The 17,848-nt window shown below is 67.6% G+C and carries 15 protein-coding genes; 9 read left to right on the forward strand and 6 right to left on the reverse strand.

Going from position 1 to position 17,848, the window contains the following annotated elements:
• Positions 1 to 74 precede the first annotated feature (74 nt).
• Together ACOQOP_RS10280 and ACOQOP_RS10285 are read left to right on the forward strand one after the other, a co-directional pair.
• On the forward strand, positions 75 to 1,466 hold the full coding sequence (locus tag ACOQOP_RS10280; protein ID WP_420566242.1) for a glutamine synthetase family protein: 1,392 nt from the start codon (positions 75 to 77) through the stop codon (positions 1,464 to 1,466).
• A 16-nt stretch (positions 1,467 to 1,482) separates the two neighbouring features.
• Positions 1,483 to 2,742 (forward strand): NAD(P)/FAD-dependent oxidoreductase, encoded by a 1,260-nt coding sequence (locus tag ACOQOP_RS10285; protein ID WP_420566243.1) that lies wholly within the window; start codon positions 1,483 to 1,485, stop codon positions 2,740 to 2,742.
• Positions 2,743 to 2,841: 99 nt separating this feature from the next.
• On the opposite strand, the gene ald is transcribed toward ACOQOP_RS10285, so the two are convergent.
• On the reverse strand, positions 2,842 to 3,960 hold the full coding sequence (ald, locus tag ACOQOP_RS10290; protein ID WP_420566244.1) for an alanine dehydrogenase: 1,119 nt from the start codon (positions 3,958 to 3,960) through the stop codon (positions 2,842 to 2,844).
• 186 nt (positions 3,961 to 4,146) lie between these two features.
• On the opposite strand from ald, the gene ACOQOP_RS10295 reads away from it, so the two are divergent.
• Positions 4,147 to 5,070, forward strand: a complete 924-nt coding sequence (locus ACOQOP_RS10295; protein WP_420566245.1) for a DMT family transporter — start codon at positions 4,147 to 4,149, stop codon at positions 5,068 to 5,070.
• Between the two features lie 13 nt (positions 5,071 to 5,083).
• Positions 5,084 to 5,332 carry a hypothetical protein gene (locus ACOQOP_RS10300; protein ID WP_420566246.1) on the forward strand — a complete coding sequence of 83 codons (249 nt, stop codon included), beginning with the start codon at positions 5,084 to 5,086 and terminating at the stop codon, positions 5,330 to 5,332.
• Between the two features lie 83 nt (positions 5,333 to 5,415).
• On the opposite strand, the gene ACOQOP_RS10305 is transcribed toward ACOQOP_RS10300, so the two are convergent.
• The 3 genes from ACOQOP_RS10305 to ACOQOP_RS10315 all read right to left on the reverse strand — a co-directional run bounded on the left by ACOQOP_RS10305 (position 5,416) and on the right by ACOQOP_RS10315 (position 7,533).
• Positions 5,416 to 6,351, reverse strand: coding sequence for an NAD(P)-dependent oxidoreductase (locus tag ACOQOP_RS10305; protein ID WP_420566247.1), 936 nt, complete (start codon positions 6,349 to 6,351; stop codon positions 5,416 to 5,418).
• Between the two features lie 18 nt (positions 6,352 to 6,369).
• Complete coding sequence (locus ACOQOP_RS10310) at positions 6,370 to 6,687, reverse strand: carboxymuconolactone decarboxylase family protein (RefSeq protein ID WP_420566248.1); 318 nt, start codon at positions 6,685 to 6,687, stop codon at positions 6,370 to 6,372.
• A gap of 87 nt (positions 6,688 to 6,774) precedes the next feature.
• Entirely contained in the window at positions 6,775 to 7,533 is a 759-nt protein-coding gene (locus tag ACOQOP_RS10315) for an SDR family oxidoreductase (protein ID WP_420566249.1), read from the reverse strand.
• 199 nt (positions 7,534 to 7,732) lie between these two features.
• Between ACOQOP_RS10315 and ACOQOP_RS10320 the strand changes: the two genes are divergently transcribed.
• Positions 7,733 to 9,475, forward strand: a complete 1,743-nt coding sequence (locus tag ACOQOP_RS10320; RefSeq protein WP_420566250.1) for a hypothetical protein — start codon at positions 7,733 to 7,735, stop codon at positions 9,473 to 9,475.
• Positions 9,476 to 9,622: 147 nt separating this feature from the next.
• On the opposite strand, the gene ACOQOP_RS10325 is transcribed toward ACOQOP_RS10320, so the two are convergent.
• Entirely contained in the window at positions 9,623 to 10,288 is a 666-nt protein-coding gene (locus ACOQOP_RS10325) for a DUF7666 domain-containing protein (protein ID WP_420566251.1), read from the reverse strand.
• Positions 10,289 to 10,494: 206 nt separating this feature from the next.
• On the opposite strand from ACOQOP_RS10325, the gene ACOQOP_RS10330 reads away from it, so the two are divergent.
• The 3 genes from ACOQOP_RS10330 to ACOQOP_RS10340 are packed head-to-tail and all read left to right on the forward strand — an operon-like array spanning position 10,495 to position 15,106.
• Positions 10,495 to 10,914, forward strand: a complete 420-nt coding sequence (locus ACOQOP_RS10330) for a response regulator (RefSeq protein WP_420566252.1) — start codon at positions 10,495 to 10,497, stop codon at positions 10,912 to 10,914.
• Positions 10,911 to 11,852, forward strand: coding sequence for a chemotaxis protein CheW (locus ACOQOP_RS10335; protein ID WP_420566253.1), 942 nt, complete (start codon positions 10,911 to 10,913; stop codon positions 11,850 to 11,852). The genes ACOQOP_RS10330 and ACOQOP_RS10335 overlap by 4 nt, the downstream gene beginning before the upstream one ends.
• On the forward strand, positions 11,849 to 15,106 hold the full coding sequence (locus ACOQOP_RS10340; protein WP_420566254.1) for an Hpt domain-containing protein: 3,258 nt from the start codon (positions 11,849 to 11,851) through the stop codon (positions 15,104 to 15,106). Before ACOQOP_RS10335 ends, ACOQOP_RS10340 begins: the two co-directional genes overlap by 4 nt.
• A 128-nt stretch (positions 15,107 to 15,234) precedes the next feature.
• Here ACOQOP_RS10340 and gor read toward each other — a convergent pair whose 3' ends face one another.
• Positions 15,235 to 16,614: a glutathione-disulfide reductase gene (gene gor, locus ACOQOP_RS10345; protein WP_420566255.1), complete on the reverse strand. Its 1,380-nt coding sequence runs from the start codon at positions 16,612 to 16,614 to the stop codon at positions 15,235 to 15,237.
• 250 nt (positions 16,615 to 16,864) lie between these two features.
• Between gor and ACOQOP_RS10350 the strand changes: the two genes are divergently transcribed.
• Positions 16,865 to 17,845: a hypothetical protein gene (locus ACOQOP_RS10350; protein WP_420566256.1), complete on the forward strand. Its 981-nt coding sequence runs from the start codon at positions 16,865 to 16,867 to the stop codon at positions 17,843 to 17,845.
• The last annotated feature ends 3 nt before the right edge of the window (positions 17,846 to 17,848 follow it).

Raw genomic sequence — 17,848 nt, forward strand, 5'->3', positions numbered from 1 at the left:
TCGGCGCAAGATCGCATTCCACAGGACCTTCGCGCCATGGTATGACCGATAAACCTTTTGAGTGTCTTACAATCATGTCCTCTTCCAGACCGAACTCCGTGCCCTCGCCGAAGATCGCGACCGAATTCCTGGCCGCCCATCCGGATGTGGCGACGATCGACGTTCTCCTGCCCGACCTGTCCGGCGTTGTGCGCGGCAAACGGATCGGCCGCGACCAGCTCGAGGGCACCTTCAAGAACGGCGCGGCCTTTCCGGCCTCGGTCTTCGGCACCGACGTCACCGGCGACAGCGTCGATTCCAGCGGATTGGTCTGGGAGTTGGGCGATGCGGACTATCCCTGCTGGCCGGTCGCCAATTCCCTGGTCCAGGTCCCCTGGACGGCGCGGCCCTCGGCCCAGGTGATGCTGACCATGGCGGAGCCGGACGGCACGCCGTTCTATGCCGATCCGCGCGTGGTCCTGCAGCGGGTCGCCCAGCGCTATGCCGACAAGGGCTGGCGGCCGGTGGTGGCGCTGGAACTAGAATTCTATCTGATCGACCGGACCCGCGAGGCCCATCTGCCGCCGAGCCCGGCGGTCAGTCCGGTGACCGGCTCGCGCCAATCGACCACCCAGGTCTACGGCCTGGACGAGCTCGACGATTTCGAGGCGGTGCTGGACGATGTGGCCAACGCCTGCCAGCTCCAGGGCATCCCGGCCATGGCGGCCTCGGCCGAATACGCGCCGGGCCAGTTCGAGATCAACCTGACCCATGTGGACGACCCGGTGCAGGCGGCCGATCACGCCGTGATGCTGAAGCGGGTGGTCAAGGGCGTCGCCCGCGCCCATGGCATGAACGCGACCTTCATGGCCAAGCCGTTCGGCGACGAGACCGGCAACGGCCTGCACATGCATGTCAGCGTGCTGGACAGGGACGGCAACAACATCTTCGCCAGCGAGGAGGATCCCGAGCACGGGTCGCCGCTGCTGCGCCACGCGGTCGGCGGGCTGTGCCAGACCATGAACGACTGCATGGCCCTGTTCGCCCCGACGGCCAACGCCTATCGCCGGATCCGGCCGAACGCCTATGTGCCGCTATCCGCCTGCTGGGGCTACAACAACCGGACCTGCGCCTTCCGCGTGCCCGCCTCCTCCGCCGACGCGGTGCGGATCGAGCATCGGGTCGCCGGCGCCGACGCCAACCCCTACCTCGCCGGTGCGGCCATCCTCGCCGCCATCCTGCACGGCATCGAGACCAAGGCGGAGGCCCCGCCGCCGGTGGACGGCAACGCCTATGAATCCCAGGAGCCGTCGGTGCCGAAGACCTGGGCGGAATCGCTGGAGCTGTTCCAGGAGAGCCAATTCATCGCCGACTGGCTCGGCGAGGGCTTTCAGCATGTCTTCCACGCGGTGAAGGAGAGCGAGCGCCGCGACTTCGAGTCCGAGGTCACGCCGCTGGAATGGGCCTGGTACCTGAAGACCGTGTGACGGCGGCGACGGTGCGATGACGGCTCCCCTCACCTGGTATCACGCGACCGCCGAGGCTCCCGAACGACCCCGCCTGATCGGGGACCGCAGCTGCGATGTGTGCGTCATCGGCGGCGGCCTCGCCGGCGTGTCGACCGCCCTGCACTGCGCCGAGCGCGGTCTGGAAACGGTGCTGCTGGAATCCGAGACGATCGGCTTCGGCGCCTCCGGCCGCAACGGCGGCCAGGCGATGGTCGGCTGGAGTGCGTCCACCTCCACCCTGGCCCGTGCCGTGGGTCGCGAGGGCGCGGAGACACTCTGGCACTGGTCGCGGGAAGCCTTCGACGACATGATGGAGCGGGTGCGCCGCCATGCGCCGGACTCCGACCTGCGCATGGGCTATCTGCATGCGGCCCTGAACGCCCGACAGCTCGCCGGTCTGCGGGAGGGCAAGGCGGACTGGGCCCGCTGGGGCTACACCACGCCGCAGATCGTGGAGGGCTCCGCGGTCCGGGACTGGGTCGGCACCGACCGGTATGTGGGCGTGCTGACCGATCCGGAGAGCGGCCAGATCCATCCGCTGCGCTACCTCCATGGCCTTGCCAAAGGGGCGGAGGACGCCGGTGCCGCGCTGTTCGAGCACAGCCCGGTTCGCGCGGTGGACGGGACGGTGGTCCGCACGGCGGCCGGTGCCGTCACCGCGAAACATGTCGTCTACTGCGCCAACGCCTATCTCGGCCGGCTGGAGCGGAAGCTCCGCTCCAAGATCATGCCGGTGGCGTCCTTCATCTCCGTGACCGAGCCGCTGTCGCAGGAAACCGTCGCAAAGCTGTTTCCCCAGGACGTGGCGGTCGCCGACTGCAACGTGGCGCTGGATTACTTCCGCCTGACCCATGACCGCCGTCTGCTGTTCGGTTCGGGTGCTAGCTACTCGTCCATCACCCCGCCGGGGCTGGCCGGCACCATGCGACGCAAGATCGGCCGGGTCTTCCCCGAGCTGGCCAATGTGCGGATCGACCACCAGTGGGGCGGGCTGATCGGCATCACCATCAACCGCATCCCCGATATCGGCCGGCTGTCGGACAACGTCTTCCACGCCCAAGGCTTCTCCGGCCAGGGCGTGGTGCTCACCGGCCTTGCCGGCAAGATCATCGCCGAGGCCATCACCGGCGACGACAGCCGCCTGGCGCTGTTCGAGAAGGTCCGCCACCTCCCCTTCCCCGGCGGCCCTTTGCGCACGCCGACGCTGATGGCAGGCATGGGCTGGGCCAAGCTGCGGGACTGGCTGGGGGTGTGACGTCCACCCCATACTTCGTCGTCCTGAACGTGATTCAGGACCAACGCACTGACGCCAGTGGCTTGATCCTGAATCGAGTTCAGGATGACGGGCAAAGAGCTACAGCCGCAGCGCCTCCTCGGCCGGGGTGAAGGCCAGCCCGTGGGCGTCGGCAACCGCCTTGTAGGTCACCCGGCCCTCATGGACGTTGAGCCCTTCCCTGAGATGCTTGTTGTCGTACAGCGCCTGGCGCCAGCCCTTGTCGGCCAGCGAGAGGGTGAACGGCAGGGTCGCGTTGTTCAGCGCGAAAGTGGACGTCCGCGCCACCCCGCCCGGCATGTTGGCCACGCAGTAGTGCACCACATCGTTGACGATATAGGTCGGTTCCGCATGGGTGGTCGGCTTCGAGGTCTCGAAGCAGCCGCCCTGGTCGATCGCCACATCGACGAGCACCGAGCCGCGCTTCATCCGAGACACCATCTCCCGCGTGATCAGCTTCGGCGCCGCCGCACCCGGCACCAGCACCGCGCCGATCACGAGGTCGGCCTGCATGACGTATTCCTCCACCGCGTCGCGGGTGGAGAAGATGGTGTTCAGGGTCGCGCCGAACTGCATGTCGAGCTCGTAGAGCCGGTGCAGCGACTTGTCGAAGATCGTGACCTTGGCCTCCAGCCCCATGGCCATGCGCGCGGCATTGGTGCCGACCACGCCGCCGCCGAGGATCACCACATTCGCCGCCGCCACGCCGGGCACCCCGCCGAGCAGCATGCCGTTGCCGCCCTGGGCCTTCTCCAGGCAATGGGCGCCGGCCTGGATCGACATGCGGCCCGCCACCTCGCTCATCGGCGCCAGCAGGGGCAGCCGGCCATGGGCGTCGGTCACCGTCTCGTAGGCGATGGCGATGCAGCCGCTGTCGATCAGCCCCTTGGTCTGTTCCGGGTCCGGGGCGAGGTGCAGATACGTGAACAGGATCTGCCCAGGGCGCAGCCGGACGATCTCCACCGGCTGCGGCTCCTTAACCTTCACGATCATGTCGGCGGTGGCGAAGACCTCCTCCGGCGTCGACAGGATGGTGGCACCCGCCGCCTGATAGAGATCGTCGTCCAGGCCGATGCCGTAACCGGCATGGGTCTCGACGACAACCTCGTGGCCGTGGGAGACGAGTTCGCGGACGCTGGAGGGCACGAGGCCCACCCGGTATTCGTGGTTCTTGATTTCCTTGGGCACGCCGATGCGCATGGGGGCCTCCTTGGATGGCGACATGCCGACGGTATGCCCGTACCGCCTGGGCTTCAACATCGGCGTCCGGGCCGCCCCGTGCGGCCGCTGGCCGCGCTCCCAGCAGATCCTGACGGCAAGAACCGGGAAGTCGCGGGACGCGGCCGGACCTAGGGTGGCGTCCGTTCGACCGATGGAGATCCCCGCATGCCCCCCGCCGATACCCGCATGACCGCACTCGACTGGCTGCTGCTGCTCGCCCTGTCGCTGCTGTGGGGCTGCTCGTTCCTATTCGGCCGTGTGGCCGTGGCGGAGGTACCGCCGCTCACTCTGGTCCTGGCCCGGGTCGGCATCGCCGCCCTCGCCCTGCATCTGGTCCTTCGGGCGGCCGGGATCCGCTTCGCGCCGGACCGGGCCCGCTGCCGCGACTACGCGCTCATGGGACTGCTGAACAACCTGGTGCCGTTCGGCCTGATCTTCTTCGGCCAGCTCGAGATCGGCGCCGGGCTCGCCGCGGTGATCAACGGCATGACCCCGTTCTGGTCGGCGCTGATCGCCCGTGCGGCCGGGGCGGAGCGCCTGCCCCTGCGCAAGGCGGTCGGCGTCATCCTCGGATTCTGCGGGCTGGCGGTCACCGTCGGTCCGGCGGCACTCGACGGGCTCGATGCGCCGCTGATCGCCCAGGTCGCCGTGATCGGGGCGACGATCTCCTACGGCGCGGCCAGCGTGTTCGGACGCCGCTTCGCTCGTCAGCAGCCGCTCGTCACCGCGACCGGTCAGCTCTCCGCCAGCACCGTGCTGGTCCTGCCACTGGCGCTCGCCGTCGACACGCCCTGGATGCTGCCGATGCCCGGGCCGGCCGCCCTGGGCGCCGTGCTCGGCCTCGCCCTGATCAGCACCGCCCTGGCCTACATCCTGTTCTTCCGCGTGCTGGCGAGTGCCGGGGCGACCAATGTCGCCCTGGTCACCCTGCTGATCCCGGTCAGCGCCATCGCCCTGGGGGCGGTGGTCCTGGGCGAGACGGTCGAGCCGCGGCAGATCGGCGGCATGGCCATGATCGCCCTGGGACTTGCGGTGATCGACGGACGGCTGCTGGACCTGAGGGCAGATCGGCGGACGGCGCGGGGTTGATGATTCACCCACCATGCCCACCTGCAAGGGACTGGCAACAGCGACCACCAACCGCAAGAAGGAGGACGCCATGGCCCAGTTACAGGATCGCTACAAAGCCGCTCCGTTCGGCGACGCCGACACGTGGCGGATCAGCGACACCAGGACCGGCGCGCTCATATCGGTCGTGAAGGGGTCCGAGAACCTCAAGCGGCGCCTCGCCCAGCTCAACGGCGAGGAGTCGGTCCGCCAGGGCGCGATAAGCCAGCCGGAAACCGCCTGATCACAGCGTGACAGGTGCCTGCCCCGGGAGCCCGACATCGGTTCCCGGGGTTTTTGATCCCTGACAGGGTCGGCAAGCGGTTCTCAGCGCTTACCGTCGAGCACCGCCTGTACGTCCTCCCGGCTTTCCTCGATCCGCACGCCGGCCCGCTCGGTCTGAAGCTGCAATACCGCGCGGGAGTCCAGCGCGTCCCAGCCCCGGTTGCGGGCCTCCGTCATCTCCTCCAGCACCAGGTTGATCAGCCGCATCGGCACCGCGTTGTCCCGCCCCATCTGACAGGCCAGGGATACGTCCTTATGCGCCAGTTTCAGGGCGAAGGACGGCGGATCGTAGGTGTTCAGCAGGAACTGCTCGCCCAGGCTGTCGAAGGTCCGCTGGCGGCCGCGTGCGCCCTGGCGGATGGCACTCCACAGGGCCAACGGCTCCACCCCTGCCTTCACCCCCGCCGTGAACGCCTCCACCAGCGCCACCTGCACCGCATAGCCGACGCTGTTATGCACCAGCTTCGCCGTCGAGCCGGCGCCGATCTCGCCGATATAGGCCACCTGATCGCCCAGCGCATCGAGCACGGCGCGGTGGGCGTCGAAGGTCGCGCGGTCGCCGCCGACCCAGATCGCCAGCTTGCCCGACGCGGCCCCCTTCGGCCCGCCGCTGACCGGCGCATCGAAGAAGCTGATCCCCTTCTCCGCCAGGGCGGCATGCACCTTGCGCACGGAGGTCGGGGAGTTGGTGGACAGATCGAACACCACCCCGCCCTTCTTCATGCCCGCCGCGATCCCCGTCTCCGGATCGAGGGCCACGGCCTCGACCTCCGGCGGTCCCGGCAGGGAGGTCAGCACCACATCGGCCGCCTCCGCCACCGCCTTGGGCGTATCAGCCCATTCGGCGCCTGCCGCCAGGTGGCTTTCCGCCGCGTCGCGGCGCATGTCGCAGACCACGACCTTGTGCTGGGCCTTGATGAGGTTGGTGGCGAAATGCCCCCCCATGAGGCCGAGCCCGATAAATCCGACTTTCGTCATCGCTGGTCTTCTTTCCTGTCAGGCTTCGTCGTCGGCGAACATCTCAAGGGCATAACGGCCCGCATTCATCGCGGTCGGCCAGCCTGAGTAGAAGGCGATATGGGTGATCAGGGCGAGCATCTCGTCCTTGGTCACGCCGTTCTCGATCGCCCGGTTCATGTGCAGGCGCAGCTCGTCCGTCCGGCACAGGGCGGCGAGGGCCGCCACGGTGATCAGGGAACGGTCGCGCTTGTTCAGCTCCGGCTGCTCCCACACGTCGCCATAGACCACCTCGTCGCGCAGCCTGCCGAGATGCGGGATCAGTTCGTAGACGGTCTTGGGCTTTTCCTTCGCCATGGTTTTCCTCCCGTGAACCTGTTTCGCGGAAGGAAAGCCTAGAGCAGCGCTGGGCCGGGCGGGAGGCGCGGAGTGCGCCGATTGCCGCTACTGGATGAAACGGTGCATCCCGCCATCGACCGGAATGACGCAACCGGTGATATAGTCGGCCAGCGGCGAGCACAGGAAGGCGACCAGGTTGCCGAACTCCTCCGGCGTGCCGAAGCGGCCGGCCGGGATGTTGGCGTCGATGAAGGCCTGGCGGCTCTCCTCGGTCGGGTGCAGCCGGTTCATGATCTGCTCGCTGACGATCCGGCCCGGCGGCACGCAGTTCACCGTGATCCCTTCCGCTGCGAGGTCGCGGGACATGCCCTTGGCCCAGGCATGGGTCGCCGCACAGCCCGCCAGCCCGGCATTGGTGGTGGTCGGCTCCAGGATGCCGGTCACGTGGATGATCCGCCCCCAGCCGTTTGCCCGCAGCTCCGGCAGGAACGCGGTGGTCAGGCGCCGGCCCATGGTGAACTTGAGCATCATCGCCTCGTCCCAGGCGCTCTCCGGCGCATCGACCGGCACGGTCCGGGACGAGCCCGCATTGTTGATTAGGATGTCGAGCCGGCCATGGGCCTTCAGCACGGCCTCGCGGATGACCGCGGGCCCGTCATCGGCCATCAGGTCGGCTTCGATCACCGTCGGGGCCGGCGCGCCGGCTGCCGCCAGTTCGGCCGCCAAGTCCTCCAGACGGTCCTTGCGCCGGGCGGTCAGTGCCAGCGTCGCCCCCTCGGCCGCCAGCACCCGCGCGATGCCGACGCCGATGCCGGCACTCGCTCCGGTCACCAGGGCAATCTTGCCCGCCAGCTTGAGATCCATGGTCCGTCCTCCCTCGCCCGAAACAGATCGGGTTACGATTGAATGTCTGCTTTTCCCCGAATACGGGTGAGCGCTCCCGCCCCATGCAGGTATATGCAATTCATGACATGATTTAAGGCTAAAACTTGTTTACACTCTCGTTCTTGGGAGAGGGGGAGCAAGAATCGCTCCGCCGGAAATTGCAGATGCGAGCATAGAAATGTTCGGCGGAAAGACCTTCGAGATCCTCGCACTACGCGAGGGCCGTTGGATAATTGAGGCTACGGCCAAGCACCAGGAGGTGGCTCAGGCCGAGGCGGCTAAGATCTTGAGCCGTCCCGGTATTGAGGGTGTCCGGGTCATCAATGAAGCCAAGGGCTCGATCGACCGGCTGAAGCCGGAAGACATCCTGTTCGAAAAGATGAAGCCGAAGACCGAAGAGAAGGTCTTCATCCAGGATGTCGACGACGCTCCGGTTTGCCACACGCCCAGCGATCTCTTCGTCGGCGAGGCGCGGGCGACCATCAACCGGCTGTTCCGCAACTATCTCGACAAGAACAACCTCACCGCCACCGAGGTGATGCACGCCCCGCGCGAGATGAAGCGCCTGCTCGACGAGGGCACGCTGCTGTTCTCCGCGGTCGGCAAGGTCTCCACCTTCCAGGTCCGCAAGATGGAGGAGACGACCGTCAATCAGCGGCGGGACGTGCTGTTCGACTTCATCAGCAAGATCCAGGCCCGGGCCAACAACGCCGCCGAGCAGCGGCTGCCCCGGATCCGCGTGGAAGGCTTCAACGAGGTGGTGTCCGGCATTCTCGCCAACGCCCCGAAGGAGCATGTCGCCTATCTGATCCGCTATGTCATGTCGGTGGAGCTGGTGGAGAACCGCAGCTTCCTCGGCAAGTTCGGCCAGCTCATGGAATGGGGCTGGAAGGCGGAGACGCCCGAGGCGATCGAGGCGATCGACATCTTCGTGTCCGACACGCTCTATAATGTGGACGTGCTGCGCGACATGATCGGCAACCCGCGGGAACTCGGCACCGCGCTCGTCACCCTGCTCTGCGTCGCCGAGGGGCGGCCGCTGGTCGAGGAAGAGGAGGAAGAGGAGCCGGTCGAGCTGACGCCGGAGCACCAGGATTTCGCCAACTCGACCTTCATCCGCCTGATCGCCGCCGGGAAGCTGCCGGAGAGCAAGGCGGTGCTGGTCGACCGCGTCCGGCGCCAATTGGAAGGGCTGAGCCCGCTGACCCGCGGCGACCGCGAGGAGGAGCGCGAGGTCTTTGTCGGCCTTCTGGACAAGCTGATCCCGGACATCGAGATCATCGGCGGCCCCTCCATGGCCCAGGCCATGACCGCGCGCCAGTCCACCATCATCAACAAGGGCGGCAACAAGGGCATGCGCGAGGCGGCGGAGACCATGCTGCCGGCCCTGCGCGACCCCGGCCGGGCGACCGGCTATCTGCTGGCCATGATGGACAGCGAGATCGGCCAGACGGTCCTGCGCAACGACCTGGAGACCCTGCTCGACAAGCTGCTGGTTCATTCCCAGACGATCAACCACCTGGTCCGGGACAAGCTGCCGCCGAACAAGAAGATGGCCAAGGTCACGTCCATCTATCACCACATCCAGAAGTCAAACCTGCCGGAACAGCGCAAGACGGCGCTGACCGAACGGCTGGACGAGCTGCTGGTATCCTACATCACCGAGGGCAAGATCCTCGACAAGCTCGACAACCCGGAGAAACCGCTGCACGTGCGGGCCTTCATGCTGGTCAGCATGGTGCAGCCGGAGATGCTGCCCAAGGGCAAGGCGTCGAACCTGGCCCGCAACATCATCGTCGGCCACCTGCGCCGGCCGAATTTCGAGGACGAACTGGTCGCCGGCATCCCGGATCCGAGCGAGAAGGCCAAGACCCTGCGGAAGTTCCACGAGCAGCTTCACCGCTGCGGGTTCTTCGGGTAACGCCCGTACTCCTACCAACCCCGTCATCCTGAAAGCGCGTCAGCGCTATTCAGGATCATGGCATCGACGCCGGCGGCTTGGTCCTGAATAGCGCCTGCGGCGCTTTCAGGATGACGGGGGAGGTGCGTGATGCGCCGGTGCTCGCCCCTACGTGAACTCCGCCTCGATCTCGTCGGCGAAGTCGCCCCATTCATCGTCCTCGGCCACCTGGGCCGGGGCGCTGACCCGGGCTTCCTCGATCATTGTTTCCAACAGCCGGTCGAATTCATCCCAAGCCTCCGGTCGACGGGTCGCCTTGGACGCGGCCCAGGCGGCGGCGAGGCCGGTGGAGCGCGCGGCATGGGTCCGGGCGGCGGCGGCACGGGCCGCCTCGCCGGCGGCCGCGGCCTGCGGCTCGTCCGACAGCACCGCCTCGCGAGAGGCCTGGCGGGCGGCGCCACGGGCGGCGACCCGCAGGTTGTCGTTGCCGGTCTCCAGGAACTTGCGCACCTCGTCCGGCATGTCCCAGTACCCGGCGACGTCCAGGGCCACCTTGCGGGCGAAGGCGCGCAGCACCTCCTCGCCGTCGAGCCGCCACAGGATGGTCCGGCCGCCGCACACGAACTTGTCCGCCTGACGCTCGCCGACCTCGTCGCACTCGACCCTGCAGATGATGTTGCCCGGTGCGAACTTCAGGGCGTCCAGCACCCGTTCCGAGGCATGCAGCCCGCCCTCGCACAGGCTGACCGGCCCGTCATGGCTCAGGCGCTCGCCATCGGCCGGCACCGGACGGCCGTCCTTCAGGGTCTCGTCGACAAAATGCCAAGCCAGCACGCGGGCCCCCGTCGTGGTCTCCAGTGACTGTTCCCGCGATGCTACAATGGCCCACGCCCCACAAAGAAGCCGTTTCCGCGCCATCCGCCCAAAACCAGCCCACAAACGGGTAGGCAAAGCAGCGCCGATATGGAACGATTGAGCACTTAGATTTCAAGGTCTTGGTTGAACTCGGCCTTGGTTGAACTCAGGAAGACGGCCGGCGGATGCCCAAAGTACTGATCGTCGATGACTCGAAACTTGTTCGGCTCACGATCAAGAACATCCTGGCGCGCGCCGAGGGGTTCGAGGTCGTCGGTGAGGCGGAGAACGGCCGCGAGGGCGTCGACATGGCCCGCGAGCTGTCGCCGGACGTGGTCACCCTGGATATCGAGATGCCGGTGATGGACGGGATCGAATGCCTGCGCCGGCTGAAGATCCTGTCGCCGGCCAAGGTCATCGTGCTGTCGTCCCTCACCCATCCCGCCTCGCCCAAGGCCGTGGAAGCCCGGCTGGTCGGCGCCGACGCGGTGATCGGCAAGCCGTCGGGCTCCGTCAGCAAGGACGTGGACGCCTCGGGCGGCGGGCTGCTGATCGACACCATCAACCGTCTGCTGTCGCCGCTTCCGGCCGGAGCGACGGCGTGAACGCGGTGGTCGGCAGCGGCAAGCCGGGCGGCAACCAGGAGCGCATCCCGGTCCTGCTCTTCATGTCCGACGGACGGCGCTTCGGCGTCCCGCTGGCCCGGGTGCGCGAGGTCGTCGAGATCGAGCGCATGGAGCCGATCGAGGGCGAGTCCGACCATTATATCGGCGTCATGGTGCTGCGCGACGAGCCGATTCCCCTGGTCGTCATGCGGCTGCATCCGCGCGAGGAGGATCTCGACCTCGCCATGTGCATCGTCATGCAGCGGGGCAGCGCGGTCATCGGGCTCGCAGTGGAGAAGATCCTCGGCATCCGGGACTTCGGCCCGGCAAAGCCGATGCACGGGCTGGTCGCCGGCAATGAGGTGCAGCACGCCTTCCTCGACGAGAAGGGCGAGCTGGTGCAGGCGGTGGATGCCGACCGCTGGTTCAACGCCCAGAGCACCCTGCCCCTGCTGGCCGACCAGCGCGCCGTCGCGGAACGCACTGACCCGGACGAGCTTCGGGTCCGCCAGCGTCCGAAATACATGGCGATCACTGTGGGCGGCCAGCTCTTCGCCATCGACAGCGGCGTGGTGGAGCGGGCGATCGATGATATCGGCACCGCGCCCCTGCCCCGGCGGCCGGGGGTGAAGATCGACTCCGTCATCGAGGTCAGCGGCAACATCCTGCCGGTCCTGCGCCTGACCGAGGACGGCTTCGAGAAGCAGTCGATCCACATCATCGTCAGCCATTTCGATCAGAAATGGGCCATCGCCACCGAGGGCGTGCTCGGCATCGTCGATGACGAGAGCCCGCCGGGCCCGGCCGACGAGGAGGGGCAGGCGCGGGTGATCACCCACAAGGGCACGTTCCACGAGGTGGTCGACCTGACCGGCCTGATCGCGGCCCATGTGCCGGAGTTCAACCGGGGCGGCGACCGCAGCGTGGCACTGACATGAGCGGCTTCGACGACAATTCGGAGATGTGGGAGCTGTTCGAGCAGGAGAGCGAGGACTATCTCGCCCAGCTCGAGGCCAACCTGTCGGGCTCTGTGGCGGACCTCGAGAACCCGGACATCATGGGGGCGCTGTTCCGCGCCATCCATTCGCTGAAGGGCGTGTCCGCCTCGCTGGGCCTGACCGGCATGGAGACGGTGGCCCACGCGGCCGAAGACCTGCTCGACATGTTCCGTAACGGCGAGGCGCGCCCGAACGAGGCCGCCCGCGACCTGCTGCTGCAATCGGCCGACGCCCTGGTCGACCTGCGCGCGGCCTGCCTGCAGAGCCGCAACGACATTGGCGGCGATGCCGGGCTGATCGCCGCCCTGAAACAGGCGAAGGCGCAGCTCAAGTCCGGTGGCACGGTCACCGCCACGGCCCAGCCGGCCGCCGCCGCGCCGCCGCCCCCTCCCCCGGTCCAGGCACCGGTTGCCGAGGCCCCGCCGCCCCCGGCCTACGATCCGCCGGAGCCGGAGCCCGAGGAGGAAGACACCGGCGTCACCAACCAGAGCCGGATGGCGATCCAGGTCTCCCAGAAGCCGGCGAACGACGACGAGGCGGAGTTCCAGCCCGCCACCGTGCAGCCGTTCAACGCGGTGGTCACGGCAGAACTCGGCCAGCTCGCGGAAGCGCTGGAGAACCCGGCTATGGATGCCCTGGACAGCCAGGCCATCGTCTCCTCCATGCTGGCGATCCGCGAGGCGGCGAACGATGTCGGCTATCTCGGTATCGCCGAGGTTCTGGGCGACATCCTCGGTGTCTTGGAAGGCGATCAGGCGGGGGACCGCACCGCCCTGATCCGCGGCCTCTGCGTCTTCATCCACCGGCTGCGCGTGCTGTCCGAGTTGGCCGATGCCGGCATCGCCATGGACGATGTGGACGATTCCATGGCCCCGCACATATCGCGCGAGGCCCGGGCGGTGGTCGACCGGCTGTCGGTCCGCGGCGGGGCATCGTCCGACTGGGAGCTGGTCGGCATCCTGGCCCGGGCCCTCGGCGTGTTCCGGATCTCGGCACTCGCCCGTCTCGCCAGCGAGCTGACGCTGATGGACGCCTGGACCGAGCGGGCCGGTGCGTTGGAGGTGGCCGACGAGATCCGCCGCGAGAGCGAGGTGATCGGCATCGAGGGGCTGACCGTCTCCTCCCTCGACATGCCGCGCGAGACCTACGACCGGCTGCGCGACGAGCTCGCCTTGCTGCTCACCGGTGCGGGCGCCGCCGTCGCCGAGCTGCGCAAGGTGCTGGGCGACGACCTGTTCGACAGCATGTCCCCTGCCGCCCGCAACGAGGCCGTCGAATTCCTCGAACAGCCGGGCGCCAGACTCGTCCAGGTGCAGGTCATGGTGCCGGACGGCGCCCCGGCCAGCGGCGAGATCCTCGGCCTGCTCTACCGCCAGCAGGTGATCTCCAACCGCGTGCTGGTGGATATCGACCCGGACCTCTATCAGTTCCTCATCGGCATCACCGGCGATGACGCGCCGGTGGAAGCCTCCATCCGCGCCCTGGACACCAGCGGCGACGTGCTGCGGGCCTGGGCGGTGCTCGTGGTCGGCGACAAGGCGGCTCCGCCACGGGCGGCCCCTCCGCCCGCCGCCGAAGCCCCGACGCCCCCGGCCGCGGAGACCGACGGTCACGTCCTGTTCGTCGACGACAGTTCCTGGGATTCCGCGCTGACAGAGTGGTCGCCCGAGCAGCAGGAAGGTTTCGCTGCCCCCTTCGGCGACACCCCCGCGCCGCAGCCTGCCCCCCGGCCCGCGCCCGCCCAGCCCCGTGCGGCGACACCACCGCCCTCAGCACCGGCGCGCGCGCCTGATCCCGCCCCCGTGGCGCCTCCGACCAGACCTGCCGACCCACCGGCCACCGCCGCCGATGGCAGCGTGCCGGCCGAACGCGGCGAGGCGGCACCGTCACGGGGCTCCAGCACCGGTGCCGCCGTCCCCGGCAGTGCCGGCGGCAGCTCCCTGCGGGTCTCCTCCGCGCTGATCGACAGCTATCTCGACACCGTGGCCGAGCTGCGGCTCAGCCTGTCGCGGCTCGACCAGGGCGCGTCGGAAGCCGGGTTCGGCGCAACGGCGGCCGAGCTGCGGTCCCTGGCCGGCCAGGTCGACGACCGCAAGGCTGAACGGCTCTACGCCGCCGCCGCCCGGATCGACGATGCCGGCAAGGTCTTCGCCAACCAGATCGCCCGGGCCGAAGTCACCCTGCGCATGCTGCATTCGGTGACGCTGGACCTCCGCGTCGTGCCGATCAGCATCGTGTTCGGGCGGATGCCGCGGCTGGTGCGCGACCTCGCCCGCTCGCTCGGCAAGCAGGTGACCCTGGAGATCGACGACGGCGACATCCAGATCGACAAGTCCATGGTCGACGCCCTGATGGAGCCCATGGTCCACATGATCCGCAACGCCATGGATCACGGGATCGAGGGACCGCAGGAGCGGCTGGACGCCGGCAAGCCGGAGAAGGCGACCCTGACCCTGCGCGCCACCCAGCACGGCAATGTGGCGCAGATCATGATCGCCGAGGACGGGCGCGGCCTGAACACCAACCGCATCCGCAACAAGGCGCTGGAAAAGGGCCTGATCACCGAGCAGGATGCCGCCAGGATGACCGAGCGGGAGATCCACCGGCAGATTTTCGCGCCCGGCTTCTCGACGGCCGCTGCGGTCACGGAGACCTCCGGCCGCGGTGTCGGGATGGACGTGGTGCTGACCACCCTGCGGCGGCTCGGCGGCGCCATCGATATCGACAGCGAGGAAGGCGAAGGCACCCGCTTCTACCTCAGCTTCCCGGTCTCCGCCGCCCTGCAGCGGATCATCGTGGTGAGCGACGGCGAGCGGGATCTGGGTCTGCCGGAGCGGGCGATCATCGAGGTGATCGAGGTCGACCGGAAGCAGATCCAGACCGTCGGCGAGCGCGCCGGCATCCAGCACCGCGACGGCTTCCTGACCGTGCGGGCGATCGAGACCATGCTGGGCTGGGAGACGCCGGAGGTGGCGGTCGACCAGAAGGCCTTCCCGGTCGTCATCATCGGCACGCCCCAGCGCCGCATCGGCGTAGCGGTGCACCGGGTGAAGCGGCGCCAGGAAGTGTTCATGAAGGAACTGCACCCGGCCCTGAACTCGGTCGACGTGCTGGCCGGTGCCACGGTGATGGGCGAAGGCCAGCCGCTGCTGGTGCTCGACCCGGAGACGCTGATCGCGATCGCCGGGGGGTAGCGGCTTAGCTCCTCCCCTTCCACGTCATCCTGGACTTGATCCAGGATCGAGCCACGGACACGTCAGCGGCTTGATCCCGAAACGAGTTCGGGATGACGGTGAGGGTCGGTGCAGGTAGGTCGGCCGGATTACTCCGCCGCCTGCTGCTCCTCCGGTTCCGGACGCTTCTCGCGCATGGTGACGAACTCCTCGGCCGCGGTGGGGTGGATGCCGATGGTGCGGTCGAAGTCCTTCTTGGTCGCCCCCATCTTCACCGCGATGGCCACGCCCTGGATGATCTCCGGGCTGTCGAGGCCAACCATGTGAGCGCCGACCACCTTCTGGCTGGCCCGGTCGACCACCAGCTTCATCAGCCCGCGCTCGGAGTTCTCGGTCAGGGTGTACTTCATCGGCCGGAAGCCGGACACGTAGACGTCGAGCGCGCCGTACTTCTCGCGCGCCTCGTTCTCGGTCAGGCCGACCGTGCCGATCGGCGGCTGGCTGAACACGGCACTCGCCACGTTCTCGTGGTCAGGCGACATCGGGTTGTCGTTGAACTCAGTTTCCGCAAAGCAGGTGCCCTCGGCCAACGCCACCGGGGTCAGGTTGATCCTGTCGGTCACGTCGCCGATCGCCCAGATGGAGGGGATGTTGGTGCGCGAATATTCGTCCACCTTCACCGCTCCGTTCCTGTCCATCTCGACCCCGACCTCCTCCAGGCCGATGCCCTTGGTGTTCGGGTGGCGACCGGTGGCGTACATCACCGCATCTACCTCAAGCGTCTCGTTGTTCGTCAGGTGGACGAGATAGGTGTCGCCCGCCTTCTCGATCCGCGACGGCAGGGTTTCGGGATGCAGCTCGATACCCTTCTTTTCCAACTCCTGGCTCAGCGCGGTGCGGATATCCTCGTCGAAGCCGCGCAGCACCTTGGAGGCGCGGTAGATGAGATGGGTCTCGCTGCCGTAGCCGTGGAAGATGCCGGCGAACTCGACGGCGATGAAGCCGCTGCCGACGATGGCGATCCGCTCCGGCCGCTTCGGCAGTTCCAGCGCCTCGTTGGAGGTGATGGCATGCTCGATGCCCGGCACGTCCGGCAGGCTCGGCCAGCCGCCGGTGGCCAGCAGGATGCGCTCGGCGGTGTAGCGTTTGCCCGCGACCTCCACCGTATGCGGATCGACGATCTTGCCCTTGCCGTCCAGCACGTCGTTACCGGCGCCGGTCAGCAGCTTCATGTAGATGCCGTGGAGCCGGTCGAGCTCCTTCTCCTTGGCGGCGATCAGCGCGGACCAGTCGTGGCTCACGCCGTCCACGGACCAGCCATAGCCGCGCATGTCCTCGATCTCTTCCAGCAGGTGCGATCCGTAGACCAGCAGCTTCTTGGGCACGCAGCCGCGCAGCACGCAGGTGCCGCCGACCCGGAGCTCCTCCACCACGGCAACCTTGGCGCCGTAGCGCCCGGCCATGCGCGAGGCACGCACCCCGCCGGAGCCGCCGCCGATGGTGATCAGATCGTAATCGTAGCCGGCCATGCCGTTCTCCCGCCTCGGTCCGAATTCGTTTCACCGGAACATAGTGCAGCGCAGCGCATAAGGTTACCCCCACCGTTCGGGCACGGAGATTTTCCCAGCCGGAACGGGCGGGTTGGCACGATTACCAGAATCGGATATCCACAATTTCTATTATCCATAGCAATCACTTCCCTCGGAATGGGTTGCCAGGATCGCTGTTCCAGCCAAGGACCGGGGGGCTCGTCCGATGCTCAACAGAAGCACCACCCTGATGTCTGTGCTTGTCGCTGCCGTTGCGCTGACGGGTTGCGCGAACAAGTCGGTTCCGATGACCGAGGCCGGGCCGTTGACCCTGACCCGAGACAAGGGAGCGATCCTGTTCGTCCTTCAGCGCGATCCGCTTCTGCTGCAGACGCCCCTGACGATGACAATCCGCCGCTACGATCCGGCGACGAATGCCTTCATGGACGGGGGCGGAGACGACGACGTCGCGGATGACCCCAATGTCGTCGAGGTCAAATACGCGACGCAGTCACAGTTGGGCCGGAACGACCGGTATTGGACCTATGTCGTGCCGCCGGGCCATTACGCGATCGAGAGCGTGGAGATCACGAAGACGTACAACAGCGTCCAGTTCATCGGCGGCAATCCGATCTTCGGTCTGGCGGCCACCCTGGTCGTCGCCGCCGCAAGTGCGGCAGCCGCCGAGATCACCCATGAGCAGATCGCCTTCTCGAACCAGGGTTACCTGACCCCGGATGCCCCCAGGTTCACCGTGTCGGGCGGCCAGGCGACCTATATCGGCGACTTCTCCTTCCAGGGAGAAGAACAGGTCACCCAGGTCACGACGACCCGGAGCTTCAACGATCCGGACATGAACGAGACCCGCAGCGTCTCTGATCTCCGGGTGATCCTGGATTACGAATTCCATCCTGAGGGTATCGCCTGGTACGCGGGCCGACGTGGGCTCGGCGCCGGGCAGGTCGTCGGCCAGCGTCTGGCCGCGTTCGATGACGCGCGCTTTCTGGTGAAGGACTTCTCCTCGGCGGATCAGGAGCGCCGGAAACTGGCGCGCGCTCCCTCCATGTCGCCGCAACAGAACTCTACCCAGCCGACCCCGGTGCCGGCCGCCTTTCAGCCGTCCGCCACCGCATCGGACCTGAGCGGCTTGCCCAAGAAGGAACTCCAGCGTCGGTTCCTGTCCGGCGAGATCAGCATGGAGGAGTACAACAAGGCACGGGCCGGACAGTGATCC

It is taken from the genome of Thalassobaculum sp. (assembly GCF_965223715.1).
Classification (GTDB): domain Bacteria; phylum Pseudomonadota; class Alphaproteobacteria; order Thalassobaculales; family Thalassobaculaceae; genus Thalassobaculum.

Coding starts and splice junctions, on each gene's coding strand:
- ACOQOP_RS10280 (WP_420566242.1), top strand. CDS start 75: ATGTCCTCTTCCAGACCGAACTCCGTGCCCTCGCCGAAGATCGCGACC.
- ACOQOP_RS10285 (WP_420566243.1), top strand. CDS start 1,483: ATGACGGCTCCCCTCACCTGGTATCACGCGACCGCCGAGGCTCCCGAA.
- ald (WP_420566244.1), bottom strand. CDS start 3,960: ATGCGCATCGGCGTGCCCAAGGAAATCAAGAACCACGAATACCGGGTG.
- ACOQOP_RS10295 (WP_420566245.1), top strand. CDS start 4,147: ATGCCCCCCGCCGATACCCGCATGACCGCACTCGACTGGCTGCTGCTG.
- ACOQOP_RS10300 (WP_420566246.1), top strand. CDS start 5,084: ATGCCCACCTGCAAGGGACTGGCAACAGCGACCACCAACCGCAAGAAG.
- ACOQOP_RS10305 (WP_420566247.1), bottom strand. CDS start 6,351: ATGACGAAAGTCGGATTTATCGGGCTCGGCCTCATGGGGGGGCATTTC.
- ACOQOP_RS10310 (WP_420566248.1), bottom strand. CDS start 6,687: ATGGCGAAGGAAAAGCCCAAGACCGTCTACGAACTGATCCCGCATCTC.
- ACOQOP_RS10315 (WP_420566249.1), bottom strand. CDS start 7,533: ATGGATCTCAAGCTGGCGGGCAAGATTGCCCTGGTGACCGGAGCGAGT.
- ACOQOP_RS10320 (WP_420566250.1), top strand. CDS start 7,733: ATGTTCGGCGGAAAGACCTTCGAGATCCTCGCACTACGCGAGGGCCGT.
- ACOQOP_RS10330 (WP_420566252.1), top strand. CDS start 10,495: ATGCCCAAAGTACTGATCGTCGATGACTCGAAACTTGTTCGGCTCACG.
- ACOQOP_RS10340 (WP_420566254.1), top strand. CDS start 11,849: ATGAGCGGCTTCGACGACAATTCGGAGATGTGGGAGCTGTTCGAGCAG.
- gor (WP_420566255.1), bottom strand. CDS start 16,614: ATGGCCGGCTACGATTACGATCTGATCACCATCGGCGGCGGCTCCGGC.
- ACOQOP_RS10350 (WP_420566256.1), top strand. CDS start 16,865: ATGTCTGTGCTTGTCGCTGCCGTTGCGCTGACGGGTTGCGCGAACAAG.